At 61.7% G+C, this 23,209-nt stretch carries 20 protein-coding genes; 5 read left to right on the plus strand and 15 right to left on the minus strand.

The annotated features are described in order from the left end of the window. Positions 1–4 precede the first annotated feature (4 nt). The 5 genes from D8U60_RS12080 to D8U60_RS12105 all read left to right on the plus strand — a co-directional run bounded on the left by D8U60_RS12080 (position 5) and on the right by D8U60_RS12105 (position 5,664). A complete protein-coding gene (locus D8U60_RS12080; RefSeq protein WP_110646176.1) occupies positions 5–682 on the plus strand; it encodes a heavy metal response regulator transcription factor in 678 nt (225 codons plus the stop codon). After that, complete coding sequence (locus D8U60_RS12085) at positions 672–2,036, plus strand: heavy metal sensor histidine kinase (protein ID WP_130900197.1); 1,365 nt, start codon at positions 672–674, stop codon at positions 2,034–2,036. The genes D8U60_RS12080 and D8U60_RS12085 overlap by 11 nt, the downstream gene beginning before the upstream one ends. A gap of 190 nt (positions 2,037–2,226) precedes the next feature. Beyond that, complete coding sequence (locus tag D8U60_RS12090) at positions 2,227–2,448, plus strand: hypothetical protein (protein WP_016773285.1); 222 nt, start codon at positions 2,227–2,229, stop codon at positions 2,446–2,448. 194 nt (positions 2,449–2,642) lie between these two features. Then, positions 2,643–3,959, plus strand: a complete 1,317-nt coding sequence (locus tag D8U60_RS12095) for an OprD family porin (protein WP_130900198.1) — start codon at positions 2,643–2,645, stop codon at positions 3,957–3,959. Between the two features lie 181 nt (positions 3,960–4,140). Continuing rightward, on the plus strand, positions 4,141–5,664 hold the full coding sequence (locus tag D8U60_RS12105) for a sensor domain-containing diguanylate cyclase (protein WP_130900199.1): 1,524 nt from the start codon (positions 4,141–4,143) through the stop codon (positions 5,662–5,664). Positions 5,665–5,810: 146 nt separating this feature from the next. Here the strand turns inward: D8U60_RS12105 and lpxC are convergent, their stop codons facing one another. From lpxC to rsmH, 15 genes are all read right to left on the minus strand, one after another. Then, a complete protein-coding gene (gene lpxC, locus D8U60_RS12110) occupies positions 5,811–6,722 on the minus strand; it encodes a UDP-3-O-acyl-N-acetylglucosamine deacetylase (RefSeq protein WP_007916984.1) in 912 nt (303 codons plus the stop codon). Positions 6,723–6,834: 112 nt separating this feature from the next. Beyond that, positions 6,835–8,031 (minus strand): cell division protein FtsZ, encoded by a 1,197-nt coding sequence (gene ftsZ / locus D8U60_RS12115; RefSeq protein WP_016773283.1) that lies wholly within the window; start codon positions 8,029–8,031, stop codon positions 6,835–6,837. 105 nt (positions 8,032–8,136) lie between these two features. Then, a complete protein-coding gene (gene ftsA / locus D8U60_RS12120) occupies positions 8,137–9,396 on the minus strand; it encodes a cell division protein FtsA (RefSeq protein ID WP_016773282.1) in 1,260 nt (419 codons plus the stop codon). Between the two features lie 15 nt (positions 9,397–9,411). After that, a complete protein-coding gene (locus tag D8U60_RS12125) occupies positions 9,412–10,278 on the minus strand; it encodes a cell division protein FtsQ/DivIB (RefSeq protein ID WP_016773281.1) in 867 nt (288 codons plus the stop codon). 4 nt (positions 10,279–10,282) lie between these two features. Next, positions 10,283–11,257 carry a D-alanine--D-alanine ligase gene (locus tag D8U60_RS12130; protein ID WP_122880681.1) on the minus strand — a complete coding sequence of 325 codons (975 nt, stop codon included), beginning with the start codon at positions 11,255–11,257 and terminating at the stop codon, positions 10,283–10,285. After that, entirely contained in the window at positions 11,254–12,714 is a 1,461-nt protein-coding gene (gene murC / locus D8U60_RS12135; protein ID WP_024014243.1) for a UDP-N-acetylmuramate--L-alanine ligase, read from the minus strand. The genes D8U60_RS12130 and murC overlap by 4 nt, the downstream gene beginning before the upstream one ends. After that, positions 12,707–13,777, minus strand: coding sequence for an undecaprenyldiphospho-muramoylpentapeptide beta-N-acetylglucosaminyltransferase (gene murG, locus D8U60_RS12140; RefSeq protein ID WP_122611820.1), 1,071 nt, complete (start codon positions 13,775–13,777; stop codon positions 12,707–12,709). Before murG ends, murC begins: the two co-directional genes overlap by 8 nt. After that, the gene (gene ftsW / locus D8U60_RS12145; protein ID WP_172667897.1) at positions 13,767–14,978 is read right to left on the minus strand and encodes a putative lipid II flippase FtsW; all 1,212 of its coding nucleotides are present in this window, start codon (positions 14,976–14,978) and stop codon (positions 13,767–13,769) included. Before ftsW ends, murG begins: the two co-directional genes overlap by 11 nt. Positions 14,979–14,980: 2 nt before the next feature. Further along, on the minus strand, positions 14,981–16,327 hold the full coding sequence (gene murD, locus D8U60_RS12150) for a UDP-N-acetylmuramoyl-L-alanine--D-glutamate ligase (RefSeq protein WP_130900200.1): 1,347 nt from the start codon (positions 16,325–16,327) through the stop codon (positions 14,981–14,983). A 5-nt stretch (positions 16,328–16,332) separates the two neighbouring features. Beyond that, entirely contained in the window at positions 16,333–17,415 is a 1,083-nt protein-coding gene (mraY, locus tag D8U60_RS12155) for a phospho-N-acetylmuramoyl-pentapeptide-transferase (protein ID WP_016773275.1), read from the minus strand. Then, positions 17,415–18,782, minus strand: coding sequence for a UDP-N-acetylmuramoyl-tripeptide--D-alanyl-D-alanine ligase (gene murF, locus D8U60_RS12160; RefSeq protein WP_122611817.1), 1,368 nt, complete (start codon positions 18,780–18,782; stop codon positions 17,415–17,417). Before murF ends, mraY begins: the two co-directional genes overlap by 1 nt. Continuing rightward, a complete protein-coding gene (locus D8U60_RS12165; protein WP_016773271.1) occupies positions 18,775–20,238 on the minus strand; it encodes a UDP-N-acetylmuramoyl-L-alanyl-D-glutamate--2,6-diaminopimelate ligase in 1,464 nt (487 codons plus the stop codon). The genes murF and D8U60_RS12165 overlap by 8 nt, the downstream gene beginning before the upstream one ends. Then, a complete protein-coding gene (locus D8U60_RS12170) occupies positions 20,238–21,977 on the minus strand; it encodes a penicillin-binding protein 2 (protein ID WP_174823877.1) in 1,740 nt (579 codons plus the stop codon). Before D8U60_RS12170 ends, D8U60_RS12165 begins: the two co-directional genes overlap by 1 nt. Continuing rightward, positions 21,977–22,270, minus strand: coding sequence for a cell division protein FtsL (gene ftsL, locus D8U60_RS12175; RefSeq protein ID WP_016773269.1), 294 nt, complete (start codon positions 22,268–22,270; stop codon positions 21,977–21,979). The genes D8U60_RS12170 and ftsL overlap by 1 nt, the downstream gene beginning before the upstream one ends. Then, on the minus strand, positions 22,267–23,208 hold the full coding sequence (rsmH, locus tag D8U60_RS12180; protein ID WP_110603100.1) for a 16S rRNA (cytosine(1402)-N(4))-methyltransferase RsmH: 942 nt from the start codon (positions 23,206–23,208) through the stop codon (positions 22,267–22,269). The genes ftsL and rsmH overlap by 4 nt, the downstream gene beginning before the upstream one ends. Between the last annotated feature and the right edge of the window lies 1 nt (position 23,209).

Consider the following 23,209-nt stretch of genomic DNA (forward strand, 5'->3'; position numbering starts at 1 on the left):
GGTCATGCGCGTCCTGATTATCGAAGACGAAGAAAAAACCGCGGACTATCTGCACCGTGGCCTGACCGAACAGGGCTACACCGTCGACCTTGCCCGCGACGGTGTCGAAGGCCTGCATCTGGCGCTGGAATGCGACCACGCCGTGATCGTCCTCGACGTCATGCTGCCGGGGCTCGATGGCTTCGGCGTACTGCGCGCATTACGTGCGCGCAAGCAGACCCCGGTGATCATGCTCACCGCCCGCGAGCGCGTCGAAGATCGGATAAAGGGCCTGCGCGACGGCGCCGACGATTACCTCGGCAAACCGTTTTCCTTTCTCGAACTGGTCGCCCGCCTGCAGGCATTGACTCGCCGCAGCGGCGGCCATGAGCCGGTGCAAGTGACCATCGCCGACCTGTGGATCGACCTGATCAGCCGCAAGGCCACCCGCGCTGGCACGCGCCTGGATCTGACCGCGAAAGAGTTTTCCCTGCTCAGCGTGCTCGCCCGTCGCCAGGGCGAAATCCTTTCGAAGACCGCAATCGCCGAAATGGTCTGGGACATCAATTTCGACAGTGACGCCAACGTCGTCGAAGTCGCGATCAAACGCCTGCGCGCCAAGCTCGACGGGCCGTTCAACGAAAAGCTGCTGCACACGATCCGAGGCATGGGTTATGTGCTGGAGAGCCGTGGTGTCCAGTAACTCGATTGCCTTGCGCCTGAGCGGCATGTTCACGCTGGTGGCGCTGGTGGTGTTTCTGTTGATTGGCGGCGCGCTGTATCAGCAGGTCGACAAAGGTCTGGGTTTGTTGCCCGAAGCCGAGCTGGACGCGCGTTACAGCGTGCTCGAATCCACCGTCGGCCGTTACGGCACGCCGGAGCATTGGGTGAAGATCAACAACAAGCTCAAGCTGCTCGGGGAAGAAGACAAGCGCATCAGCTTCTGGATCAGCAGCGGTGAGCCGCGCTACGAATACGGCAACCTTACGCCGCAGATTCGTGCCGCCATCAATGGCCCGTTGGGCATGCACGATCTGCAACTGCCCGATCAACCCTACCCACTGAAAGTGCTGGTCAGTCAGTTCCCCGCCAAGGATCAGCGCCCGCCGTTGCGTTTCATGATCGGCATCGACACCGAGACGCTGCATCAGACCCAGCATCACTTGCTCATAGCCCTGATCAGTCTGGCGATTGTCGGGGTGCTGCTGGCCTCTGCATTGGGCTATTGGGTCGCAAGAATCGGTCTGAAGCCGCTGATCAAACTGTCGCAGGAAGCCCAGCGTCTGGCCCCACCACTGCGCGCCGGACGCTTGCGCCTGTCGCCGCTGCCGCCGGAACTGGAACAGTTTGTCGAGTCGTTCAACTCGACCCTGGAACGGGTCGAACTGGCCTATTCGCGGCTGGAATCGTTCAACGCCGATGTCGCCCATGAACTGCGCTCGCCGCTGACCAACCTGATCGGCCAGACCCAGGTCGCGCTAACTCGCGGGCGCTCCGCCGAACACTATTTCGAAGTGCTGCAATCGAATCTCGAAGAGCTGGAGCGGCTGCGTTCGATCATCAACGACATGCTGTTTCTGGCCAGTGCCGATCAGGGCAACAAGGCGACCAAACTGACCTCGACGTCACTGGCTGATGAGGTGGCGACGACACTGGACTATCTGGATTTCATTCTTGAAGACGCGCAGGTTGAAGTGCAGGTCAGCGGCGATGCGCAAGTGCAGATCGAGGTCGCGCATCTGCGCCGGGCGCTGATCAATTTGCTCAGCAACGCGGTGCAGCATACCGAACCGGGCCAGGTGATCGAGGTGCGCATCGAGGTTGAAGAACATCAGGTAAGCATTGGCGTAGCCAATCCCGGGACGCCGATTGCCAGCGAGCATCTGCCGAGGTTGTTCGAGCGGTTTTATCGGGTTGATGCCTCGCGTAGCAACAGCGGCAATAACCACGGGCTGGGGCTGGCCATCGTCAAGGCGATTGCGCTGATGCATGGCGGGGATGTGTTTGTGCGCAGTGACCGGGGCATGAACACCTTCGGCATTCACCTTCCCGTCTGAAAAGATCAAAAGATCGCAGCCTTCGGCAGCTCCTACAGGTGTACGCCAAGCCCTTGTAGGAGCTGCCGAAGGCTGCGATCTTTGCTTTTGCTGTAACAGTCATTTATGAAAATCGCGCTGTTTCCCAACCCCCGGCAACCTTATCTTTGCCCGCACCAAACAGCACTCGCCAAGCGAGAAGGTTTTCAAGATGTCCAACAGTATGGGTATTGCCAGCGCATTCGTTTTGTCCTCATTGATCCTGTCGCCGATGGCGATGGCTGAAGAATCGCAAGCGTTCGTGGCGCACAACGTCGCTCGCGCGCAGGCATTCGATCAGCATCAGGCCGAAGTGATGGCCAAGGCTCAAGACGCGACGCAATCCCCGCAGGCCGCTACTTCCCAGGCTCAAGCGCTCGAGAAAGACAGCTGAGTCGCACCGCGAAAGGTTTCCCTCGACGCGGTTGTTTGGCTCTTCCCGTTCAACCGTCGTCACTCCAGGCCGCTGCCATTCAGCGGCCTTTTTTCGTTGTGGTCTGAAAGCCGTCTGCTGCGTCTGTAACAACAAGAAACATCAAGCCGCTCAAGAAACAGAGCGGCCCGCTGACCCAAGGAGCCCCACCGCACGTGTTTTACCCTGTCCGCCTCACCCCGCTGTTCATTGCAATTGCCGCAACGATTGCCCCCGCTGTCCACGCCGATGAGCCTGCCCAACAGGGCTTCGTCGCAGGCTCGAGCCTCAACCTCAACGCCCGCAACTACTACATGAATCGCAACCGCTTGCAGAAGGCGGACGACAATATCGAGTGGGGTCAGGGTTTTCTCGGCGTGTTCCAGTCTGGCTACACCGAAGGCACGGTCGGCTTCGGCGTCGATGCCCATGCCATGCTCGGCTTGAAACTCGATGGCGGAGGCGGGACCGACGGTTCGAGCATCCTGCCGATCAGCGATGGCAACGGCAAAGCGCCGGGCTCGTTCTCCACCGCAGGCGGGACGTTGAAGATGCGCGCCTTCGATACCGAGTTGAAGGCCGGTGATCTGTTCCTCACCAACCCGGTCATCGCCGGCGGCGACACGCGGATGCTGCCGCAGACCTTTCGTGGCATCAGCCTGAGTAACCGCAGCTTCGACGGCTGGCTGATCGAAGGTGGCCAGGCCAGTTTCACCAAGCCGTATAACCAGAGCGGTCATACCCGCATCGGAACGTCATACGGCACCCTCGCCGACGGCGACAAAAGCCAGCACCTGAACTGGGCCGGTGTGGCCTGGAGCGGCGTTGAGGGCCTGACCAGCAGCCTTTACGCGTCCGAGCTCAAGGACATCTGGAACCAGTACTACTACGACCTCGACTACACCTGGCAACTGAACGATCTGGTCAGCCTCAACCCGGGCCTGCACTTCTATCACACGCAAGACACCGGCGATGCGCTGCTCGGCGATATCGACAACAACACCTGGAGCACGCATCTCACCGTCGGCATCGGCAACCACAGCGTCACTGCCGCGTATCAGCGGGTCAACGGCAACACGCCGTTCGACTACATCAGCCAGGGCGACAGCGTTTATCTGGACAACTCGCAGCAGTATTCGGACTTCAACGGCCCGAACGAACGCTCCTGGAAGCTCAAGTACGCTTACGACTTCACCGGTGCCGGCATCCCCGGCCTGACTTCGGCGCTGTCTTACTCACGCGGCACGGTCGACCTGACCAAAGCCGATCCGGACAGCGCAGGCTATTCGAGCTGGTACAGCGCCGATGGCCGCAACGCCAAGCATTGGGAACGCGACATCGATTTGCAGTACGTCGTACAAAGCGGCCACGCCAAGGACCTCGCGGTGCGCCTGCAATGGGCGACCAACCGTGGCGGCAACGGCTACGGCGCGATTGATTCGGATACAGATGAATACCGCGTGATCATCGACTACCCGGTCAACGTCTTCTAAGATCGCTACCAGGCTGAAGCCCAATCAACATTGAACCTATTGGTAGGAGCTGCCGAAGGCTGCGATCTTTTGATCTTGCTCTTGAAAATCAAAAGATCGCAGCCTTCGGCAGCTCCTACAGGTGTGAGCAGGCTCATAGTGCAACTACGCTTGTTAGAATCCCCCAACCCGAACCCCCATCATGATCGCCAGCCGCACGCCTTCCATCACAGGCCTTACCGGTCGCCCCGAGCGCCTGCTGATCCTCGGCAGCCTGCTGACCGTGATTGCGATGGTGTGCATCGTCACCTTCCTGCTGATCCGCGAGTACGCCAGTGCGCAGGAAGTCGCCACGCGCCGCGCCACGACCATCGCGCAATTGATCGATGCCGATGTGCTGCGCACCGTCGAGCTGTACGACCTGACGCTGCAAGGGCTGATCGCCGCCGCTCAGCGTGACGATCTGCAGAACGTCTCGCCGCAGATCCGTCATCTGGCGCTGTTCGATCGCTCTGCCACCGCGCGCTTCAAGGGCGACATCCTGCTGCTCGACAAGCATGGCGAGGTGATCGCCGACTCCTCGCGCATCGAAGCGAAACCGGGCAATTTCGCCGACCGCGATTATTTTCTCGCCCACGCATTCAACCGCGATATCGGCATGTTCATCAGCCGCCCGTTCAAGACCCGCTGCGATTGCGAAGAGGCCGATCAGTGGCGCATCAGCTTCAGCCGGCGCATCTCCTCGCAGACCGGCGAATTTCTCGGCGTGGCGGTGGCGTCGCTGAAACTCGACTACTTCGACGACCTGTTCAAAAGCCTCGACATCGGCACCGACAGCACGTTGAACATCATCAACAGCGATGGCGTGCTGCTTGCGCAGAAGCCGTATCTGCAGAGCGATTCGGTCGGCAAGAGTTTCGGCAACCGCCCCAATGTCGTGCGGATTCTCAACGATCGCGATGGCAGCGGCAGTTTCACCAGCACCTCGAGCATGGATGACCAGCGGCGGCTCTATACCTACTCGCGGGTCGGCAATCTGCCGTTGACCGTGATGGTCGCGCTGTCCAGCGAGGAAGTGTTCGGCACCTGGCGGCGCACGGCGATCCTGATCAGCGGCGCCACCGGCGTGTTGTGCCTGGGGCTGTTGTGGCTGGGGCTGTTGTGGCTGACCTGGCTGCTCGCTCGGGAACTGCGTTTGCGCCATCGCGCCGAACGCGAACTGGCGCAACTGGCTGCCACCGATGACCTGACCGGTGTGGCCAACCGGCGCATGCTCGACCAGACCCTGCGCCACGAATGGTTCCGCGCGCAGCGCTCGGGCCAGCCGCTGTCGGTGATGATGATCGATGCCGACCACTTCAAGGCCTTCAATGATCGCCATGGCCATCAGGCTGGGGATCAGGTGTTGCGTGAACTGGCCAAGGTGATCACGGCGAACGTGCGACGCCCGGCGGATTTGGTCGCGCGGTATGGCGGTGAAGAATTTTCGGTGATTCTCGCCGAGACCGACAGCGCCGGGGCGCAGCAGATCGCCGAGCAGATTCGCCAGGCTGTGGAAAACTTGCCATGGGTCGAAGGCGCTGAGCGGGCGATGACCGTGAGTATCGGCATTGCTACGTGGACATCGGCGAGCGAGATGACACTGGAGCAATTACTGTTTGCGGCGGACAAGGCGCTGTATCAAGCCAAGGAAGGCGGGCGCAATCGCGTTGTAGTGTCAGTTTAAAGTCAAAAGATCGCAGCCTTCGGCAGCTCCTACATCTGGAATGCGGTATCCCTGGAGCTGCCGAAGGCTGCGATCTTTTGCTTTTGAAAGGGCATAAAAAAAGGCCATCCGAGGATGGCCTTCAAAAAACTAGAGAGGTTTTTTACTTACACCGCCGCAACCGGGCGCATGTAAGAGATCGGTGCGGTGCTGGCGTCTTCGAACGTCACCACTTCCCAAGCGTCTGTCTGCTCAATCAATTTGCGCAGCAGCTGGTTGTTCAGTGCATGACCGGACTTGAAGCCTTTGAACTCACCAATCAGGCTGTTGCCCAGCAGGTACAGGTCGCCAATCGCATCGAGGATCTTGTGTTTGACGAATTCGTCTTCATAACGAAGACCGTCTTCGTTCAACACGCCATCAGCGTCGACCACGATCGCGTTTTCCACGCTGCCGCCGAGTGCGAGGTTGTGCTTGCGCAGGTACTCGATGTCACTCATGAAACCAAAGGTACGGGCGCGGCTGACTTCTTTTACGAACGAAGTGCTGGAAAAATCCACGCTTGCACTCTGGGTGCGGTCCCGGAATACCGGGTGATCGAAATCGATCTCGAAGCTCACCTTGAAACCTTCGAAAGGGACGAAAGTGGCGCGCTTGTCGCCGTCTTCCACTGTCACTTCACGCAGGATGCGGATGAATTTCTTGGCGGCGTCCTGTTCTTCCAGGCCAGCCGATTGAATCAGGAATACGAAGGGTCCAGCGCTGCCATCCATGATCGGGACTTCGGACGCGGAGAGCTCGACGTAGGCGTTATCGATGCCCAGGCCAGCCATGGCCGAGAGCAAGTGCTCTACCGTGTCCACTTTGACGTCGCCATTGATCAGCGTCGTCGACATAGTGGTTTCACCGACGTTTTCCGCGCGGGCAGGAATCTGCACCACAGGGTCGAGGTCAGCGCGACAAAACACAATGCCAGTGTCGACAGGCGCAGGCTTGAGAGTCAGATAGACCTTCTCACCGGAGTGCAGGCCTACACCTGTGGCACGGATAATATTTTTCAGTGTGCGTTGTTTAATCATGGCTTGGGCCGCTTCAGCGCAAATTGCGAACTGGTATCAACAAAGGCTGGCGATGATAGCAGACCATGCCTTTGCTGAACACCAATCACCTTCATAGCCCTGATACATTCCATCAATCGGCCTGACGACGCAGGAATGCCGGAATGTCCAGGTAGTCCAGGTCATCCTGCGGATTCATCTTCGCGGCAGCCGCAGCACCGGCCTGAGCCTGGTTGCGCATGACGGTCGGACGGTCCAGGTCACGGTAGTTCACCGCTGGCTGCTCCTGACGGGCCGGAGCCGGTTGTTGCACCTGCGCCGAAGCCATCGAGGTGTGAACGGTGTTGTCGATGACCTTCACAGGCTTCTCGATTTTTGCGCCCAGACCGGTGGCAACCACGGTTACGTGCAGCTCGTCGCGCATGTCCGGATCGATAACGGTACCGACCTTGACCATCGCGTGCTCGGAAGCGAAGGCTTCGATGATCGAACCCACGTCGGAGTACTCACCCAGGGACAGGTCAGGACCGGCGGTGATGTTCACCAGAATGCCGCGCGCGCCTTGCAGGTTGACGTCTTCCAGCAGCGGGTTGCGGATTGCCGCTTCGGTAGCTTCACGTGCACGGTTCGGACCGCTGGCGCAGCCAGTGCCCATCATCGCCATGCCCATTTCGCTCATCACGGTGCGCACGTCGGCGAAGTCGACGTTGATCATGCCCGGACGCTTGATGATGTCGGAGATACCGCGAACGGCACCGGCCAATACATCGTCAGCCTTGGCGAAAGCCGACAAGAGGCTTGCGTCTTTGCCGAGGATGGTCAGCAGTTTCTCGTTCGGAATGGTGATCAGCGAGTCGACGCTTTCCGAAAGCATGCGGATGCCTTCGTCGGCGATCTGCATACGCTTGCGGCCTTCGAACGGGAACGGACGGGTCACGACCGCAACGGTCAGGATGCCCATTTCCTTGGCCACTTCGGCGATGATCGGCGCTGCACCGGTACCGGTACCGCCGCCCATGCCGGTGGTGATGAACACCATGTTGGTGCCGGCCAGCACTTCAGCGATGCGCTCGCGGTCTTCCAGAGCGGCTTGACGGCCGACCTCAGGATTCGCGCCGGCACCCAGGCCTTTGGTCACGCCGGTGCCCAGTTGCAGGATGGTCCGCGCGCCGATGTTTTTCAGCGCTTGAGCATCGGTGTTGGCGCAGATGAACTCAACGCCTTCGATGTTGCTCTTGACCATGTGATTGACAGCGTTGCCGCCGCCACCGCCGACACCGATAACTTTGATTACCGGGCTTGCGGGGATGTTGTCTACGAGTTCGAACATTTTCCCTCTCCTTACATTCTCTAGTTTTTTCGCCTACTGCTGTTTGTTGCGGTGTATCTACTGCAGTTGCTTGCCGCTTGAAGCTTGTCGCTCCAGGCTGCTTTTTTAAAAATTGCCCTGAACCCACTTTTTCAGTCGGTCCAGCAGCGGCGCCTGAGGCTCTTCGCTGCTGTAGCTGTCGCGGCTGCCGATGCCGGAGAACGAAACTCCGTCGGACTGCTTCTGCAGGCCGTACATCAACAAGCCGACGCCAGTGGAATAAATCGGGTTGCGCACCACGTCATCCAGACCTTTCACGCCATGCGGCACACCAAGGCGCACCGGCATGTGGAAGATTTCTTCGGCCAGTTCAGTGGCGCCTTCCATTTTCGAAGTACCACCGGTGAGCACGATGCCCGCCGGGATCAGGTCTTCGTAGCCGCTGCGACGCAGCTCGGCCTGGATCAGGGTGAACAGTTCGTCGTAACGCGGCTCGACCACTTCGGCCAGGGCCTGACGCGACAGTTCGCGCGGTGGACGGTCGCCAACGCTCGGCACCTTGATGGTTTCGCCGGCACCGGCCAGTTTGGCCAGGGCGCAGGCGTAACGGATCTTGATCTCTTCCGCGTACTGGGTCGGAGTGCGCAACGCCATGGCGATGTCGTTGGTCACCTGATCACCGGCAATCGGGATCACCGCGGTGTGTCGGATCGCGCCTTCGGTGAAGATCGCGATGTCGGTGGTGCCGCCGCCGATGTCGACCAGGCACACGCCCAGTTCTTTCTCGTCGTCGGTCAGCACCGAGTAGGCCGAGGCCAGTTGCTCGAGAATGATGTCGTCGATTTCCAGACCGCAGCGACGCACGCATTTTTCAATGTTCTGTGCAGCGTTGACGGCGCAGGTGACCACGTGAACCTTGGCTTCCAGACGCACGCCGGACATGCCCAGCGGCTCGCGCACGCCTTCCTGGTTATCGATCACGTAATCCTGCGGCAGGGTGTGCAGCACGCGCTGGTCAGCCGGGATCGCCACGGCCTGGGCGGCGTCGAGTACACGCTCAAGGTCCGCCGAGCTGACTTCGCGATCACGGATCGCAACGATGCCGTGGGAATTCAGGCTGCGGATGTGATTGCCGGCCACGCCGACGAACGCCGAGTGAATGCGGCAGCCGGCCATCAGTTGGGCTTCTTCGATCGCGCGCTGGATCGACTGCACGGTGGATTCGATGTTGACCACCACGCCCTTCTTCAGACCGCGGGACGGATGCGTGCCGATCCCGACGATTTCCAGCTGGCCGTCGTCCGCGACCTCGCCTACCAGCGCCACCACTTTGGAGGTGCCGATATCCAGACCGACGATCATTTTGCCGCTTTGCACGTTTGCCATGGGTCCTGCCTCTTCTTAATTCTTTGCGACAGCGGGTTGGGCTGTCGTCGGCGCTACGGGTTCCCGCCAGCCAACAGCGAGGCCGTTGGCGTAGCGCAGATCGATGCGCGCAATGTTCGTAATCTGCTCTTTCAGCGTCTTGTCATAGATGGCGATGAAGCGGCGCATCTTTTCCACCAGGTTGCCGCGTCCCAGCAGCAACTCGATGCCGGGGCCGGAACTGCCGGCACCGGTGGTCAGGAACCAGCTGCCGCGTTCACGCAATTCCAGGCGTGCAATCGAAAAACCCAGCGGCCGCAGCAGTTGGCTCAGCACCTGATACTGCTGCATCACCTGCTGCTGAGCCCGTTGTGGGCCGAACAGCTGCGGCAGGTGTTCGTAGTTCGCCAGCTCTCTGGGGGTAAATGCCTGACCCTGATTGTTCAGCAGCGACTCGTCGCCCCATCGGGCCACCGGCAATTGCTCTTCGAGGCGGATCACCACCTGGTCCGGCCACACCCGGCGCACTTCGGCATGGGCGATCCATGGCATCTGTTCCAGCTCTTTGCGCATGCCGGCGAGGTCGATGGTGAAGAAGCTCGACGCCACGAACGGCGCGATTCGCTGCTGCACCGCCTGCTGGCTGATGTAACTCAGGTCGCCCTGCACCGCGACCTTGCTGATCGGCCGGTCGGCGTACGGCAGCAGACGCTGCGCGCCTTCGTAGGTGCCAAAGCCCAGCGCCACCAGCAGCACTGGCCAGAACAGGCTTTTCAGAAAGCTGAAATTGGCTTTCGGCAGGCGCGCGGACATCGGCTCTTTCGCCACCATTCGGCTGGCACCCCGCGGCACCGGCTTGCGGCCGGGTGCGGGTGGCTGATGTCTGAGATGAGCGCCTTGCATGGTCTTAACCTCGCGCCTCTGTTGCGCCTGCGTCTTCAACGCTGGCGGCCAGAATGGCCAGAACCAGTTGCTGGAAATCCAGACCGGCAGCCCGCGCCGCCATCGGCACCAGGCTGTGATCGGTCATGCCCGGTGCGGTATTGACTTCAAGGAACCAGAACTGCCCGTCGGCGTCCTGCATCACGTCCGCCCGGCCCCAACCGGCGATACCCAGCGCCTCACAGGCCTTGGCCGTGAGTTCCATGAGTTCCTGTTCCTTGGCCGCGTCCAGGCCGCACGGAATGCGGTACTGGGTATCGTTGGCGATGTACTTGGCGTCGTAGTCGTAAAATGTGTGCGGTGTACCCAGGGCGATAGGAGGCAACACCTGGTCACGCAGGGTGGCGATGGTGAACTCCGGACCTTGAATCCATTGCTCGACCAACACTTGCGAATCGTAGGTACTGGCCGCTTTCCATGCGTCGATCAACTCGGACGCAGAATTCACTTTGGCCATCCCGATACTTGAACCTTCATGCGCCGGTTTGACGATCAAAGGCAGGCCCAGTTCCGTCGCTGCGGAAATACAATCGGCTTCGCTGCACAGTACGGCGTGACGCGGCGTCGGAATCCCGAGACTGTGCCAGACCTGCTTGGTACGCAGCTTGTCCATCGCCAGTGCCGAGGCGAGGATGCCGCTGCCGGTGTAAGGGATGCCGGCGCACTCGAGCAGGCCCTGCATGCTGCCGTCTTCACCGCCGCGACCGTGGAGAATGATGAACGCGCGGTCGATCTTTTCGCTGAGCAGACGCTGCAGGAAGTCTTCGCCCACATCGATGCCGAACGCGTCGACGCCAGCGCTTTGCAGCGCATCGAGCACGGCGTTGCCGGATTTCAGCGAAACCTCACGCTCGGCACTCAGGCCGCCGAAGAGCACGGCGACGCGGCCGAAGTCTTTCGGCGCGATGGTGGAGAACAGCTTGGCGTAGGCAGCAGTCATTTCAACTTCCCCTCGACCGGCGCCGCCACGGCGCCGGCGAACAATTCACTTTTCAACAGCTTCGGCGCGAGACCGCCGATATCACCAGCGCCCTGGCACAGCAGAATGTCGCCGGCGCGCAGCAGCGGCTTGACCAGCGGTGCCAGGTCAACGCCACGCTCGATGTAGATCGGGTCGAGCTGACCGCGCTGGCGGATGCTGTTGCACAGCTTGCGGCTGTCGGCGCCCGGGATCGGCTCTTCGCCGGCCGGATAGACTTCCATCAGCAGCAGCACGTTGGCGTCGGCCAGTACATTGACGAAGTCGTCGTACAGATCACGGGTGCGGCTGTAGCGATGCGGCTGGTAGACCATCACCAGACGACGCTCCGGCCAGCCACCGCGCACGGCTTTGATCACGGCAGCGACTTCGGTCGGGTGGTGCCCGTAGTCGTCGACCAGCATCACGTTGCCGCCGTCCACCGGCAGTTCGCCGTAGACCTGGAAGCGTCGGCCAACGCCCTGGAAGCCCGACAGACCCTGAACGATGGCTTCATCGCTGACGCCTTCGTCGGTGGCGATGCAGATGGTCGCCAGCGAGTTGAGCACGTTGTGGTTGCCGGGCATGTTCACCGACACGTCCAGCGGCTCGCGATCCGGGCGCAGCACGGTGAAGAAGGTCTGCATGCCCTGCTGACGGACATTGATTGCGCGTACGTCGGCGTCTTCGCTGAAGCCGTAGGTCACGGTCGGACGTTTCACCAGCGGCAGGATTTCGCGCACCACCGGATCGTCCAGGCACATCACCGCCAAACCGTAGAACGGCAGGTTGTGGAGGAATTCGACGAAGGTTTTCTTCAGTTTGTTGAAGTCACCGTCGTAGGTCGCCATGTGGTCGGCGTCGATGTTGGTGACCACGGCCACCAGCGGCTGCAGATGCAGGAAGCTCGCATCGCTTTCGTCGGCTTCGGCGATCAGGTAACGGCTGGTGCCGAGTTGGGCATTGGTGCCCGCTGCATTCAGACGACCACCAATGACGAATGTCGGGTCCAGACCACCCGCCGCGAACACCGAAGCGATCAGGCTGGTGGTGGTGGTTTTGCCATGGGTACCGGCGACGGCGATGCCGTGGCGATAGCGCATCAGCTCGGCGAGCATTTCTGCACGCGGCACTACGGGAATGCGGCGTTCAAGGGCAGTCGCCACTTCCGGGTTGGACGTGTTCACTGCGCTCGACACCACCAGCACGTCGGCGGTAGCGGCGTTCTCGGCACGGTGACCGATGAAGATCTGCGCGCCGAAGGTTTCCAGGCGCTCGGTGACCGGCGAGGCTTTCAGGTCGGAACCGGAGACTTGATAGCCCAGGTTCAACAACACTTCAGCGATACCGCACATGCCCACGCCGCCGATGCCGACGAAGTGGATGCGACGGATGCGGCGCATTTCCGGTTGCGGCATGGCTTTCTGATTCTCAACCATGGGCCACCTCCAGACAGGTATCGACCACGCTACGGGTGGCATCGGGTTTGGCCAGTCGGCGGGCCGCTTGGGCCATTGCTTCGAGTCGTTGCGGTTGCATCAAGACCTCTGTCAGGCGCGCGGCAAGATCCGCGGCACCAGTCGTTCTTTGCGGCATCAGGAAGGCAGCGCCTTCGCGGGCCAAATAATCGGCGTTGCGGGTCTGGTGATCGTCGATCGCGTGGGGCAAAGGCACCAGCATCGAGGGCAGACCGGCGGCCGCCAGCTCACTGATGGTCAACGCGCCAGCGCGGCACACCACCAGGTCAGCCCAGCCATAGGCCTGGGCCATGTCTTTGATGAACGGCTGCACCTGCGCTTCCACACCCACGGCGCGGTAACGCTCGGCAGTCACTTCATCGTGATTTTTGCCGGCCTGATGAAACACTTCCGGGCGCAGGTCGGCAGCGACTTGGGCCAGGGCTTCAGGCAGCAATTTGTTCAACGGTTCTGCGCCCAGGCTGCCGCCAAGGATCAGCAAACGCGCTTTGCGCCCGGCCAGCGCCGGTCGCGATGTTTCGAGGAACAGCTCGCTGCGCACCGGATTACCGGTGGTACGGCGGCTGTCCGACAGAGTAAAGGTGTCGGGGAACGCTTCACACACTCGGGCGGCGAACGGCACCAGCAACCGATTGGCGGTGCCGGCGACAGCGTTCTGCTCGTGAACGATCACCGGCACGCCAGCCAGTTTCGCAGCAAGGCCACCAGGGCCGGTCACATATCCGCCAAAGCCAACCACGCACACCGGCTTCAGGCGGCGCATGATCGCCCGCGCCTGCCACACCGATTTGAGCAACATCAGCGGCGCCTTGAGCAGCGACAGCTTGCCCTTGCCGCGCAGACCGCTGGCGTTGATCCGGTGCAGTTCAAGCCCTGCCGCCGGAACCAGTTCGTTTTCGATCCCGCGTGGCGTGCCGAGCCAGTGCACGGTGTAGCCGCGCGCCTGAAACTCGCGGGCACAGGCCAGCGCCGGGAACACGTGGCCGCCGGTACCGCCGGCCATGATCAATACGTTAGCGCCCATGAGTCGGCTCCTCGGCGAAGTCGCTCTCCTGGAATTCCATCTCTTCGCTGCCCAGGTGGGTTCGACTCTCCCACTCGATGCGCAGCAACAGGCCCAGACAGGCGCAGCAGATCACCAGCGAGCTGCCGCCGTAACTGAGGAACGGCAAGGTCAGACCCTTGGTTGGCAGCAGGCCGACGTTCACACCGATGTTGATCAGGAACTGACCAATCCACAGGAACGACAAGCCGTAAGCCACGTAAGCGGCGAAGAACTGCTTGGCCTTCTCCGCCCACAGGCCGATGTACATGCCGCGAATACACACGAACACGAACAGCGCGACGGTGCACAGCGAACCGACCGCACCGAGCTCTTCGGCGAGTACCGAGAACACGAAGTCGGTATGCGCTTCCGGCAGGTAGAACTGCTTCTGCACGCTGTTGCCCAGGCCGACGCCCAGCCACTCGCCGCGACCGAAAGCGATCAAGGCCTGCGACAACTGATAGCCGGCACCGAACTGGTCGGCCCACGGATCGGCGAAGTTGGTCAGACGCGCCATTCGATACGGCTGCATCTGAATCAGCAGAACCACCGCGCCAACCGCCAGCACCACCATCAGCGAGAAGCGGAACAGCCCGACCCCGCCAAGAAACAGCATCGCCGCCGCCGCGCCCATCATGACTACGGTGGCACCAAAGTCCGGTTCCATCAGCAACAGACCGGCCATCGGCAACAGGACGATGAACGGCTTGAAGAAGCCCATCCAGCTCTCGCGTACTTCTTTCTGCCGGCGCACCAGATAACCGGCGAGGTAGATCACCACGAACACCTTGGCGATTTCCGACGGCTGCACGTTGAAGAAGCTGAAACCGATCCAGCGCATCGAACCGTTCACTTCGCGGCCGATGCCGGGGATGATCACCATCACCAGCAGGCCGAACGCACCGATCAGCATCATCCAGCCGAGGCGCTGCCAGGTGGCGATCGGGATCATCATGGTGACGATGCACGCGCCCAGGCCCAGCACCACATAGATAAGGTGGCGAATCATGTAATACAGCGGACTGCCCGACTGCGCCGCCGCCACTTCGGTGGACGCCGAGGCGATCATGATCAGCCCCAGACCCAGCAGCGCCAGGCAACCGGCGAGCATCGGGAAATCGAGGTCGATGCCACGCCCGGTGATCAGCGGCGACGGGTACGGCTTGATGATGTTTCTCAGGTTCATGCCAGTTCCTCCACAGCGCGGACGAACTGGTGACCACGGTCTTCGTAATTCTTGAACATGTCGAAACTGGCGCAGGCCGGCGACAGCAGCACCACGTCACCCGGCTGGGCAGCGGCGCGGCATTGCTCAACGGCGTCGACCAGCGAGGACGCGCGGATCAGCGGCACGGCATCGCCAATGGCTGCGCCGATCTTGTCGGAGTCGCGGCCCATCAGCACCACAGCGCGGCAGTTGGCCGCCACCGGATCGCGCAGATCGTTGAATTCGGCGCCTTTGCCGTCACCGCCGGCGATCAGAATGACCTTGCCGTCGATGTCTGCGCCCAAACCTTCGATGGCGGCCAGAGCGGCGCCAACGTTGGTGGCTTTGGAATCGTTGTAATAGGCCACGCCGTCGAGATCGCGCACCCACTGGCAACGATGCTCGAGGCCGGCAAACGTACGCAATGCAGAGAGCATGGCGTCGAACGGCAGGCCCACCGCGTGCCCCAGTGCCAATGCGGCGAGGGCGTTGGACTGGTTGTGCGCGCCGCGAATCTTCAGTTCACGCACCGGCATCAGGTTCTGGAATTCGAAGGCCAGATACTTCTCGCCGTCTTCTTCGCGAATGCCGAACGCTTTGAAATCCGGTTTGCTCAGGCCAAAGGTCCAGCATGGCTGGCCTTCGCCGATCAATGGACGGCTCAGGGCGTCCTGACGGTTGACCACAAACTGCTTCGCGCCGCGGAAGATCCGGTGCTTGGCCAGGTGATAGGCCGGCAGACCGCTGTAGCGATCCATGTGGTCTTCGCTGATGTTCAGTACGGTGGCGACTTCGGCGTTGAGCTGGTCGGTGGTTTCCAGCTGGAAACTCGACAACTCCATGACGTACAACTCGACATCGTCGCTGAGCAGATCCAGCGCCGGCGTGCCGAGGTTGCCGCCAACGGCGACGCGCTTGCCGGCCGCAGCCGCCATCTCGCCGACCAGAGTAGTGACGGTGCTTTTCGCGTTGGAACCGGTGATCGCGACGATCGGCGCCCGCGCATTACGCGCGAACAGTTCGATGTCGCCGGACATTTTCACGCCACGGGCAGCGGCGGCTTGCAGGGCCGGGGTCGCCAGCGCCAGGCCGGGGCTCACGTAGAGCTCGTCGGCACGGCAGAGGAATTCGACGTCCAGCTCGCCACAACGCACTTCCACGTGCGGATAGTCACGCTTGAGCGTGGCCAGTTCCGGTGGATTGTCCCGCGTGTCGGCCACAGCAAACGACGTGCCCCGGTTCGCCAGGAAGCGAACCAGGGACATGCCGCTCTTGCCGAGGCCGACAACGATGCGGAAGTGGTCAGAAGCGATCAGAGACACTCGTTCTACCTCAGCTTCAGGGTGGCAAGGCCGACCAGTACGAGAATCACGGTGATGATCCAGAAACGGACGATCACGCGCGGCTCGGGCCAGCCCTTGAGTTCAAAGTGGTGGTGAATCGGCGCCATGCGGAACACGCGGCGACCGGTCAGCTTAAAGGAGGCAACCTGAATGACCACTGACAGGGTTTCCATCACGAACACGCCGCCCATGATGAACAGGACGATTTCCTGACGGACGATCACCGCGATGGTGCCCAGTGCCGCGCCGAGTGCCAGGGCACCGACGTCGCCCATGAATACTTGCGCTGGATAGGTGTTGAACCAGAGAAAACCGAGGCCGGCACCGATCAGCGCGCCGCAGAACACGATCAGCTCGCCCGCGCCCGGCACGTAAGGAATCAGCAGGTATTCGGCGAATTTCACGTTACCCGACAGGTAGCAGAAAATCCCCAGGCCGCCGCCGACCATCACGGTTGGCATGATCGCCAGGCCGTCGAGGCCGTCAGTCAGGTTGACCGCGTTGCTCGAACCGACAATCACAAAGTAGGTCAGCACGATGAAACCGGCGCCCAGCGGAATGCTGTAGTCCTTGAGCATCGGCAGAATCAGCGTGGTTTCCACCGGCGTCGCGGCAGTCATATAAAGGAAGATCGCTGCGCCGAGGCCGAACACCGACTGCCAGAAATACTTCCAGCGGCTCGGCAGGCCACGGGAGTTTTTCTCGATGACTTTGCGGTAATCGTCGACCCAGCCGATGGCGCCGAACAGCAGGGTCACCAGCAGCACCACCCAAACGTAGCGGTTGCTCAGGTCAGCCCAGAGCAAGGTGCTGACGCCGATCGACGACAGAATCAGCGCGCCACCCATGGTCGGCGTACCGGATTTGGACAGGTGCGATTGCGGGCCGTCGTTACGTACCGATTGGCCGATCTGACGGTTCTGCAGAGTACGGATCATCCACGGGCCATAGCACAGCGACAAGACCAGCGCGGTCAGTACACCGAGAATCCCGCGCAGGGTCAGGTACTGGAAGACCGCGAAGCCTTTGTAGAACTGTTGCAGATACTCCGCTAGCAGCAGCAGCATTAATGTTTCTCCAGACTGGACCCGCACAGAGCCGCAACGATGTTTTCCATCGCTGCGCTGCGCGAACCCTTGATCAAAATGGTGGTGTTTGTGTCCTGCTCGGCGGCGAGGGCCTGGATCAGCTCGGCCTGGGTGCCGAAGTGCTGCGCCTGCTCACCGAAAGCGTTTACCGCGTGGACCATGTTCGGCCCGACCGCGTAAAGCGCGGAAACCTTGCCTCGGGCGTACTCGCCCACGTCGCGGTGCCCCTGCTCCGCCCAGTCGCCCAACTCGCCGATATCTCCGAGCACCAGGACGGTGCGGCCGGAAAAGCCGGCGAGTATATCAACGGCCGCACACATCGAGGTGGGGTTTGCGTTGTAGGTGTCATCGATCACGCGCATGCCGTTTTTCGCCAGCTGCGCGACGGTGCGTCCCTTGACCGGTTGCACCGCGCCCAGCCCGGTGGCGATGCCGAACAGCGACACGCCCAAGGCGTGAGCAGCAGCGGCGGCAGCCAGGGCATTGGCGACGTTATGGGTACCGAGCAGGTTCAGTTGCACGCGCTCACTGCCTTCAGGGGTGTGCAGATTGAACGCCGGGCAACCACGGGCATCAGTGGCCAGATCGCTGGCGTGGAAATTCGCCTCGCTGTTGCTGAGAGCGAAGGTCAGCACCTGACGACCGGCAGCGCGGGTCTTCCAGATACCGAAAGCCTTGTCATCGAGGTTGAGCACGGCGATGCCATCGGCAGCCAGGCCTTCGATGATTTCACCTTTGGCTTCGACGATTTTTTCCGGACCGCCGAACTCACCGACGTGAGCGGTGCCGGCGTTGTTCAGGATCGCCACGTGCGGCTTGGTCAGGCCGACGGTGTAAGCGATTTCACCGAGACGCGAAGCGCCCAGTTCGATCACGGCGGAGGTGTGCTCCGGCGCCAGTTCGATCAGGGTCAGCGGTACGCCGAGGTCGTTGTTCAGATTGCCACGGGTCGCCAGCACCGGACCGCGCGTGCGCAGGATGCTCGCGAGCATTTCCTTGACCGTGGTCTTGCCGCTGGAACCGGTCACCGCTGCCACGGGCTGAGTGAACGCAGCACGGTTCAACGCGCCGAGTTGGCCCAGCGCCTGACGGGTGTCCTTGACCAGCAATTGCGGCAGCGCGCTGTCGGCGACTTCGCGCTCGACCAGTGCCGCCACGGCGCCTTTGCCGGCAACATCGTTCAGATAATCATGACCGTCGAAACGCGGGCCGGTCAGGGCGATGAACAACTGACCAGGCTGGATCGCACGGCTGTCGATACTGACGCCGTCGAAACTCGCGTCAGCGCCGATCAAACGGGCTTCGAGGGCATTGGTCAGTGCGCTGAGTGTCAGGGCCTTAAGCATGGGCCACCTCCCACGCGGTCAGGGCATGATCGGCCTCGACCAGATCGGAAAAGGCATGGCGCACGCCGTTGATTTCCTGATAGTCCTCGTGACCTTTGCCGGCGAGCACAATCACGTCGTCAGCGGTTGCGCCGGCAATCAATTGCGCAATGGCCTGACCGCGACCGGCGACGAAGGTGACCTTATCCACAGCGGTAAAACCGGCACGGATGTCGTCGAAAATCACCGCAGGATCTTCGGTGCGCGGGTTGTCGTCGGTGACCAGCACCTGGTCGGCGAGACGCTCGACCACTTCGGCCATCAACGGACGTTTGCCACGATCGCGATCCCCGCCGCAGCCGAACAGGCACAGCAGTTGGCCTTTGACGTGCGGGCGCAGTGCGGTGAGAACTTTTTCCAGTGCATCGGGAGTGTGGGCGTAATCGACCACCACCAGCGGCTGCGTGCCGCCACCCAGACGCTGCATGCGACCGGCCGGGCCTTCGAGCTTTGGCAGCACTTTGAGAATTTCGTCGAGGGCGTAATCCAGGCCAAGCAAGGCGCCGACTGCCGCCAGCACGTTGCTCAGGTTGAAACGCCCGAGCAGCGTGCTGCGCAGGTGGTGCTCGCCTTGCGGCGTTACCAGCGTGGCGCGTACGCCGTGGTCGTCGAACTGCGCTTCGCGGCAAAACAGGTAGGCGCTGCTGTCGAGCAGGCTGTAGGTGATCAAACGCGACTCGCGCTTTTCCGCCGCCAGTTGCCGGCCGAAATCGTCGTCGAGGTTGACCACGCGGCACTTCAGGTCATTCCAGGCGAACAGCCGGGCCTTGGCCTCGGCGTACGCCTGCATGGTGCCGTGATAATCCAGGTGATCGCGGGACAGGTTGGTCATCACCGCCACGTCGAAGGCCAGCGCGGTGACCCGGCCCTGATCCAGACCGTGGGACGACACTTCCATGGCCACGGCTTTCGCGCCGGCCTTTTTCAGGTCACCGAGGGTCGCTTGCACGGCAATCGGGTTCGGCGTGGTGTGCAGGCCGCTTTCCAGCGCGCCGTAGAAACCGGAACCCAGCGTACCGACGATGCCGCAATGCTGGCCGAGCAGATCCAGCGCCTGCGCGACCAATTGGGTCACGCTGGTCTTGCCATTGGTGCCAGTGACGCCGATCAGGTTCAGGTGGTGACTCGGCTCACCGTAAAAACGCCCGGCAATGTCCGACAGCTGCGCCGCCAGACCTTTGACCGGAATCAGCGGCACGTCAGTGATCGGCAGCACGGTGGCGCCTTCGACTTCATAAGCCACGGCAGCCGCGCCGCGTTGCAAGGCATCGGCGATATGCGCACGGCCATCGAAACGGCCGCCGGGCACGGCGAGAAACAAGTCGCCGGCGCGCACGTTGCGGCTGTCCAGCGCCAGTTCACGGATCAACAGATCGTGGCCGGCGTGGGGGAATATCTTGTTCAGACTTAATGACATCAGCCGCGCCCTCCATTGGCTTTCAGCGGAACGACCGGGGTGGCGTTGGCCTGTTGCGTAGTCGGCAGGTTGTCCGGGGTCACGTTCATCAGGCGCAGGGTGCCGGACATCACGCGGCTGAACACCGGCGCCGACACCAGACCACCGAAGTAACCGGCCTTGGTTGGCTCATCGATCACCACAACAATGGCGTAACGCGGATCGCTCATCGGGCCGAAGCCGGCGAACAGCGAACGGTAGGAGTTTTCTGCGTAGCCCTTGGTGCCGACCGAGGTCTTACGCGCGGTACCCGACTTGCCGCCGACGTGATAAGCCGGCACCTGCGCACGGAACACGCCGCGCGGCGCTTCGATTACCTGCTGCAACATGCCCTGCATGGTTTTCGCCACGGCTTCCGGCAGCACTTGGGTGGTCTGCGGCATCTTGTCGGTTTTGATCAGGGTCAGCGGCGCGAGGCGGCCGTTGTTGGCCAGCGCCGAGAACGCGTGCACCAGCTGGATCGCGGTCACGGAAATACCGTAGCCGTAAGACAAGGTTGCAGTTTCAGCCTTGCGCCATTCGCGGTAGTTCGGCAGATTGCCGACACGTTCGCCGGGGAAGCCCAGGCCGGTGTCCTGACCGAGGCCGACTTTCTGTGCGAGACGGAAAATCGTTTCGCCGCCGATATCGAAGGCGACTTTACTCATGCCGACGTTACTCGAATTGATCAGGATGCCGGTCAGATCGAGCACCGGCCCTTCGGTCTTCGACACGTCTTTGATGGTGTATTTGCCGATCTGCAACGAGCCCGGATACACCTCGACGGTGTCGCTCGGTTTCCAGCGGCCGGTTTCGATCGCCGCGCTCATGGAAATGGCTTTCATGGTCGAACCCGGTTCGAACACGTCGATCATGGCGCGGTTGCGCATCATCGCCGGTTGCAGGTTGCGACGGTTGTTCGGGTTGTAGGTCGGCTGGTTGACCATGGCCAGGATCTCGCCGGTCTTCACGTCCATGATCACCAGACTGCCGGCCTTGGCGCCGTTCTCGATGATCGCGTTACGCAGCTCGCGGTTGGCCAGGTATTGCAGACGCAGATCAATCGACAACGCCAAGGGCTTGCCGGCCTTGGCGTTCTTGGTGACCTGAACATCCTTGATCAGCCGGCCACGGCGATCCTTGATGACTTGTCGTTTGCCCGGCACCCCGGCCAGCCATTCGTCATAGGCCAGCTCAACGCCTTCGCGACCGTGATCGTCGATGTCAGTAAAGCCGACCATGTGCGCGGTGACTTCACCGGCCGGGTAGAAGCGGCGGAACTCTTCGATGCCATAGACGCCGGGCACTTTCAGATCGAGCACAGCCTGGCCCTGCTCGGGGGTCAGCCCGCGCACCAGGTAAATGAATTCTTTGTTGGCCTGGGCTTCGAGGCGCTCGCTCAGCGCTTTCGGGTTCTGGCCCAACGCGGCGGCAAGTGCCGGCCACTTCTCTTTGGCCGATTGCATTTCCTTGGCGTTGGCCCACAGCGTGGTCACTGGCGTACTGACGGCCAGAGGCTCGCCGTTACGGTCGGTGATCAGGCCACGGTGCGCCGGAATCGGAATGTGCCGCAGGCTGCGCGCGTCGCCCTGGCCTTTGAGGAAGTCACGGTCGACCACTTGCAGGTCGATGATCCGCCAGCAGATCGCCGCGACCATCAGGCCGAGCAGCGCCACCATCAGGCGGAAGCGCCATGGGAACAGTGCGCCTTCGAGTTTCATCATGGCGCCACCATCTTCACGTCAGCCGCGCCAGGGATGTGCATTTTCAGTTGTTCAGTGGCCAGCACTTCGATGCGGCTGTGCGCGGTCCAGGTGCTCTGCTCGAGAATCAGCCGCCCCCACTCGGCCTGCGCCTTGTCGCGCACGCTGAGTTCGTTATAAAGGGTGTTGAGCAACTGCCGGTTCCAGTGCGCGCTGTACGACACGGCAATGGCCGAAAACAGCACGCCGATAAACAGCAGCAGCATCAGAAAGCTGCCGCCGGGCAGTGGTTTGGCGAAAAGCTTGCTCACCGCAACTTCTCCGCGACACGCATGACGGCGCTACGGGAACGTGGGTTGGCTTTGAGTTCGGCGTCGGAGGCCGTCTGCGCTTTGCCGTGGATTTTGATTTTCGGTTCGAAGGCGACGTGGCGAACCGGCAGGTTGCGCGGCAGGTTGTCGGCCTCGCCTTTCACCAGCTTGCGCATGAACAGTTTGACGATGCGGTCTTCCAGCGAGTGGAAGCTGATGACCACCAGACGGCCGCCAACTTCCAGCGCTTCCAGCGCGGCGTCGAGGCCGGCTTCCAGATCGCCGAGTTCGTTATTGACGTGAATGCGCAAACCCTGGAATGCGCGGGTGGCCGGATTCTTGCCCTTTTCCCACGCCGGGTTGGCGACTTTCAGCACTTCGGCCAGATCGGCGGTGCGCTCGAACGGCTTGATGTCACGACGCTCGGCGACGGCACGGGCCATACGCCCGGAGAAACGTTCTTCGCCGTATTCCTTGAACACCCGGGCGATTTCTTCCACCGGCGCGGTGTTGACGAATTCGGCAGCGCTGATGCCACGGGACGGATCCATGCGCATGTCCAGCGGCCCGTCATTGAGGAAACTGAAGCCGCGCTCGGCGTCATCGAGCTGCGGCGACGACACGCCGAGGTCGAGCAGAATGCCGCTGACCTTGCCGGTCAGGCCTTGCTCGGCAACCACCGAACCGAGCTCGGCAAAGCTGCGCTGCACAACGACAAAGCGGCCGTCTTCGGCCGCTAGCGTTTGCCCGGTGGCAATCGCTTGAGGATCCTTGTCGAATCCGATGAGTCGACCGTCCGGCCCGAGCTGGCTGAGGATCAACCGACTGTGCCCGCCGCGCCCGAACGTGCCATCCAGATAGCAGCCATCAGGACGTACGGCGAGAGCCTCGACGGCTTCGTCAAGCAGTACGGTGATGTGGTTAAAGCCGCTATCAATA

Origin of the sequence: Pseudomonas sp. Sample_11 (genome assembly GCF_004307505.1) — a bacterium.
Taxonomy (GTDB): domain Bacteria; phylum Pseudomonadota; class Gammaproteobacteria; order Pseudomonadales; family Pseudomonadaceae; genus Aquipseudomonas; species Aquipseudomonas atacamensis.

What these genes read in the sequence shown, in the direction of transcription:
- D8U60_RS12080 (WP_110646176.1), top strand. Translation starts at nt 5, where the DNA reads ATGCGCGTCCTGATTATCGAAGACGAAGAAAAAACCGCGGACTATCTG.
- D8U60_RS12090 (WP_016773285.1), top strand. Translation starts at nt 2,227, where the DNA reads ATGTCCAACAGTATGGGTATTGCCAGCGCATTCGTTTTGTCCTCATTG.
- D8U60_RS12105 (WP_130900199.1), top strand. Translation starts at nt 4,141, where the DNA reads ATGATCGCCAGCCGCACGCCTTCCATCACAGGCCTTACCGGTCGCCCC.
- lpxC (WP_007916984.1), bottom strand. Translation starts at nt 6,722, where the DNA reads ATGATTAAACAACGCACACTGAAAAATATTATCCGTGCCACAGGTGTA.
- ftsZ (WP_016773283.1), bottom strand. Translation starts at nt 8,031, where the DNA reads ATGTTCGAACTCGTAGACAACATCCCCGCAAGCCCGGTAATCAAAGTT.
- ftsA (WP_016773282.1), bottom strand. Translation starts at nt 9,396, where the DNA reads ATGGCAAACGTGCAAAGCGGCAAAATGATCGTCGGTCTGGATATCGGC.
- D8U60_RS12125 (WP_016773281.1), bottom strand. Translation starts at nt 10,278, where the DNA reads ATGCAAGGCGCTCATCTCAGACATCAGCCACCCGCACCCGGCCGCAAG.
- D8U60_RS12130 (WP_122880681.1), bottom strand. Translation starts at nt 11,257, where the DNA reads ATGACTGCTGCCTACGCCAAGCTGTTCTCCACCATCGCGCCGAAAGAC.
- murC (WP_024014243.1), bottom strand. Translation starts at nt 12,714, where the DNA reads ATGGTTGAGAATCAGAAAGCCATGCCGCAACCGGAAATGCGCCGCATC.
- murG (WP_122611820.1), bottom strand. Translation starts at nt 13,777, where the DNA reads ATGGGCGCTAACGTATTGATCATGGCCGGCGGTACCGGCGGCCACGTG.
- mraY (WP_016773275.1), bottom strand. Translation starts at nt 17,415, where the DNA reads ATGCTGCTGCTGCTAGCGGAGTATCTGCAACAGTTCTACAAAGGCTTC.
- murF (WP_122611817.1), bottom strand. Translation starts at nt 18,782, where the DNA reads ATGCTTAAGGCCCTGACACTCAGCGCACTGACCAATGCCCTCGAAGCC.
- D8U60_RS12165 (WP_016773271.1), bottom strand. Translation starts at nt 20,238, where the DNA reads ATGTCATTAAGTCTGAACAAGATATTCCCCCACGCCGGCCACGATCTG.
- D8U60_RS12170 (WP_174823877.1), bottom strand. Translation starts at nt 21,977, where the DNA reads ATGAAACTCGAAGGCGCACTGTTCCCATGGCGCTTCCGCCTGATGGTG.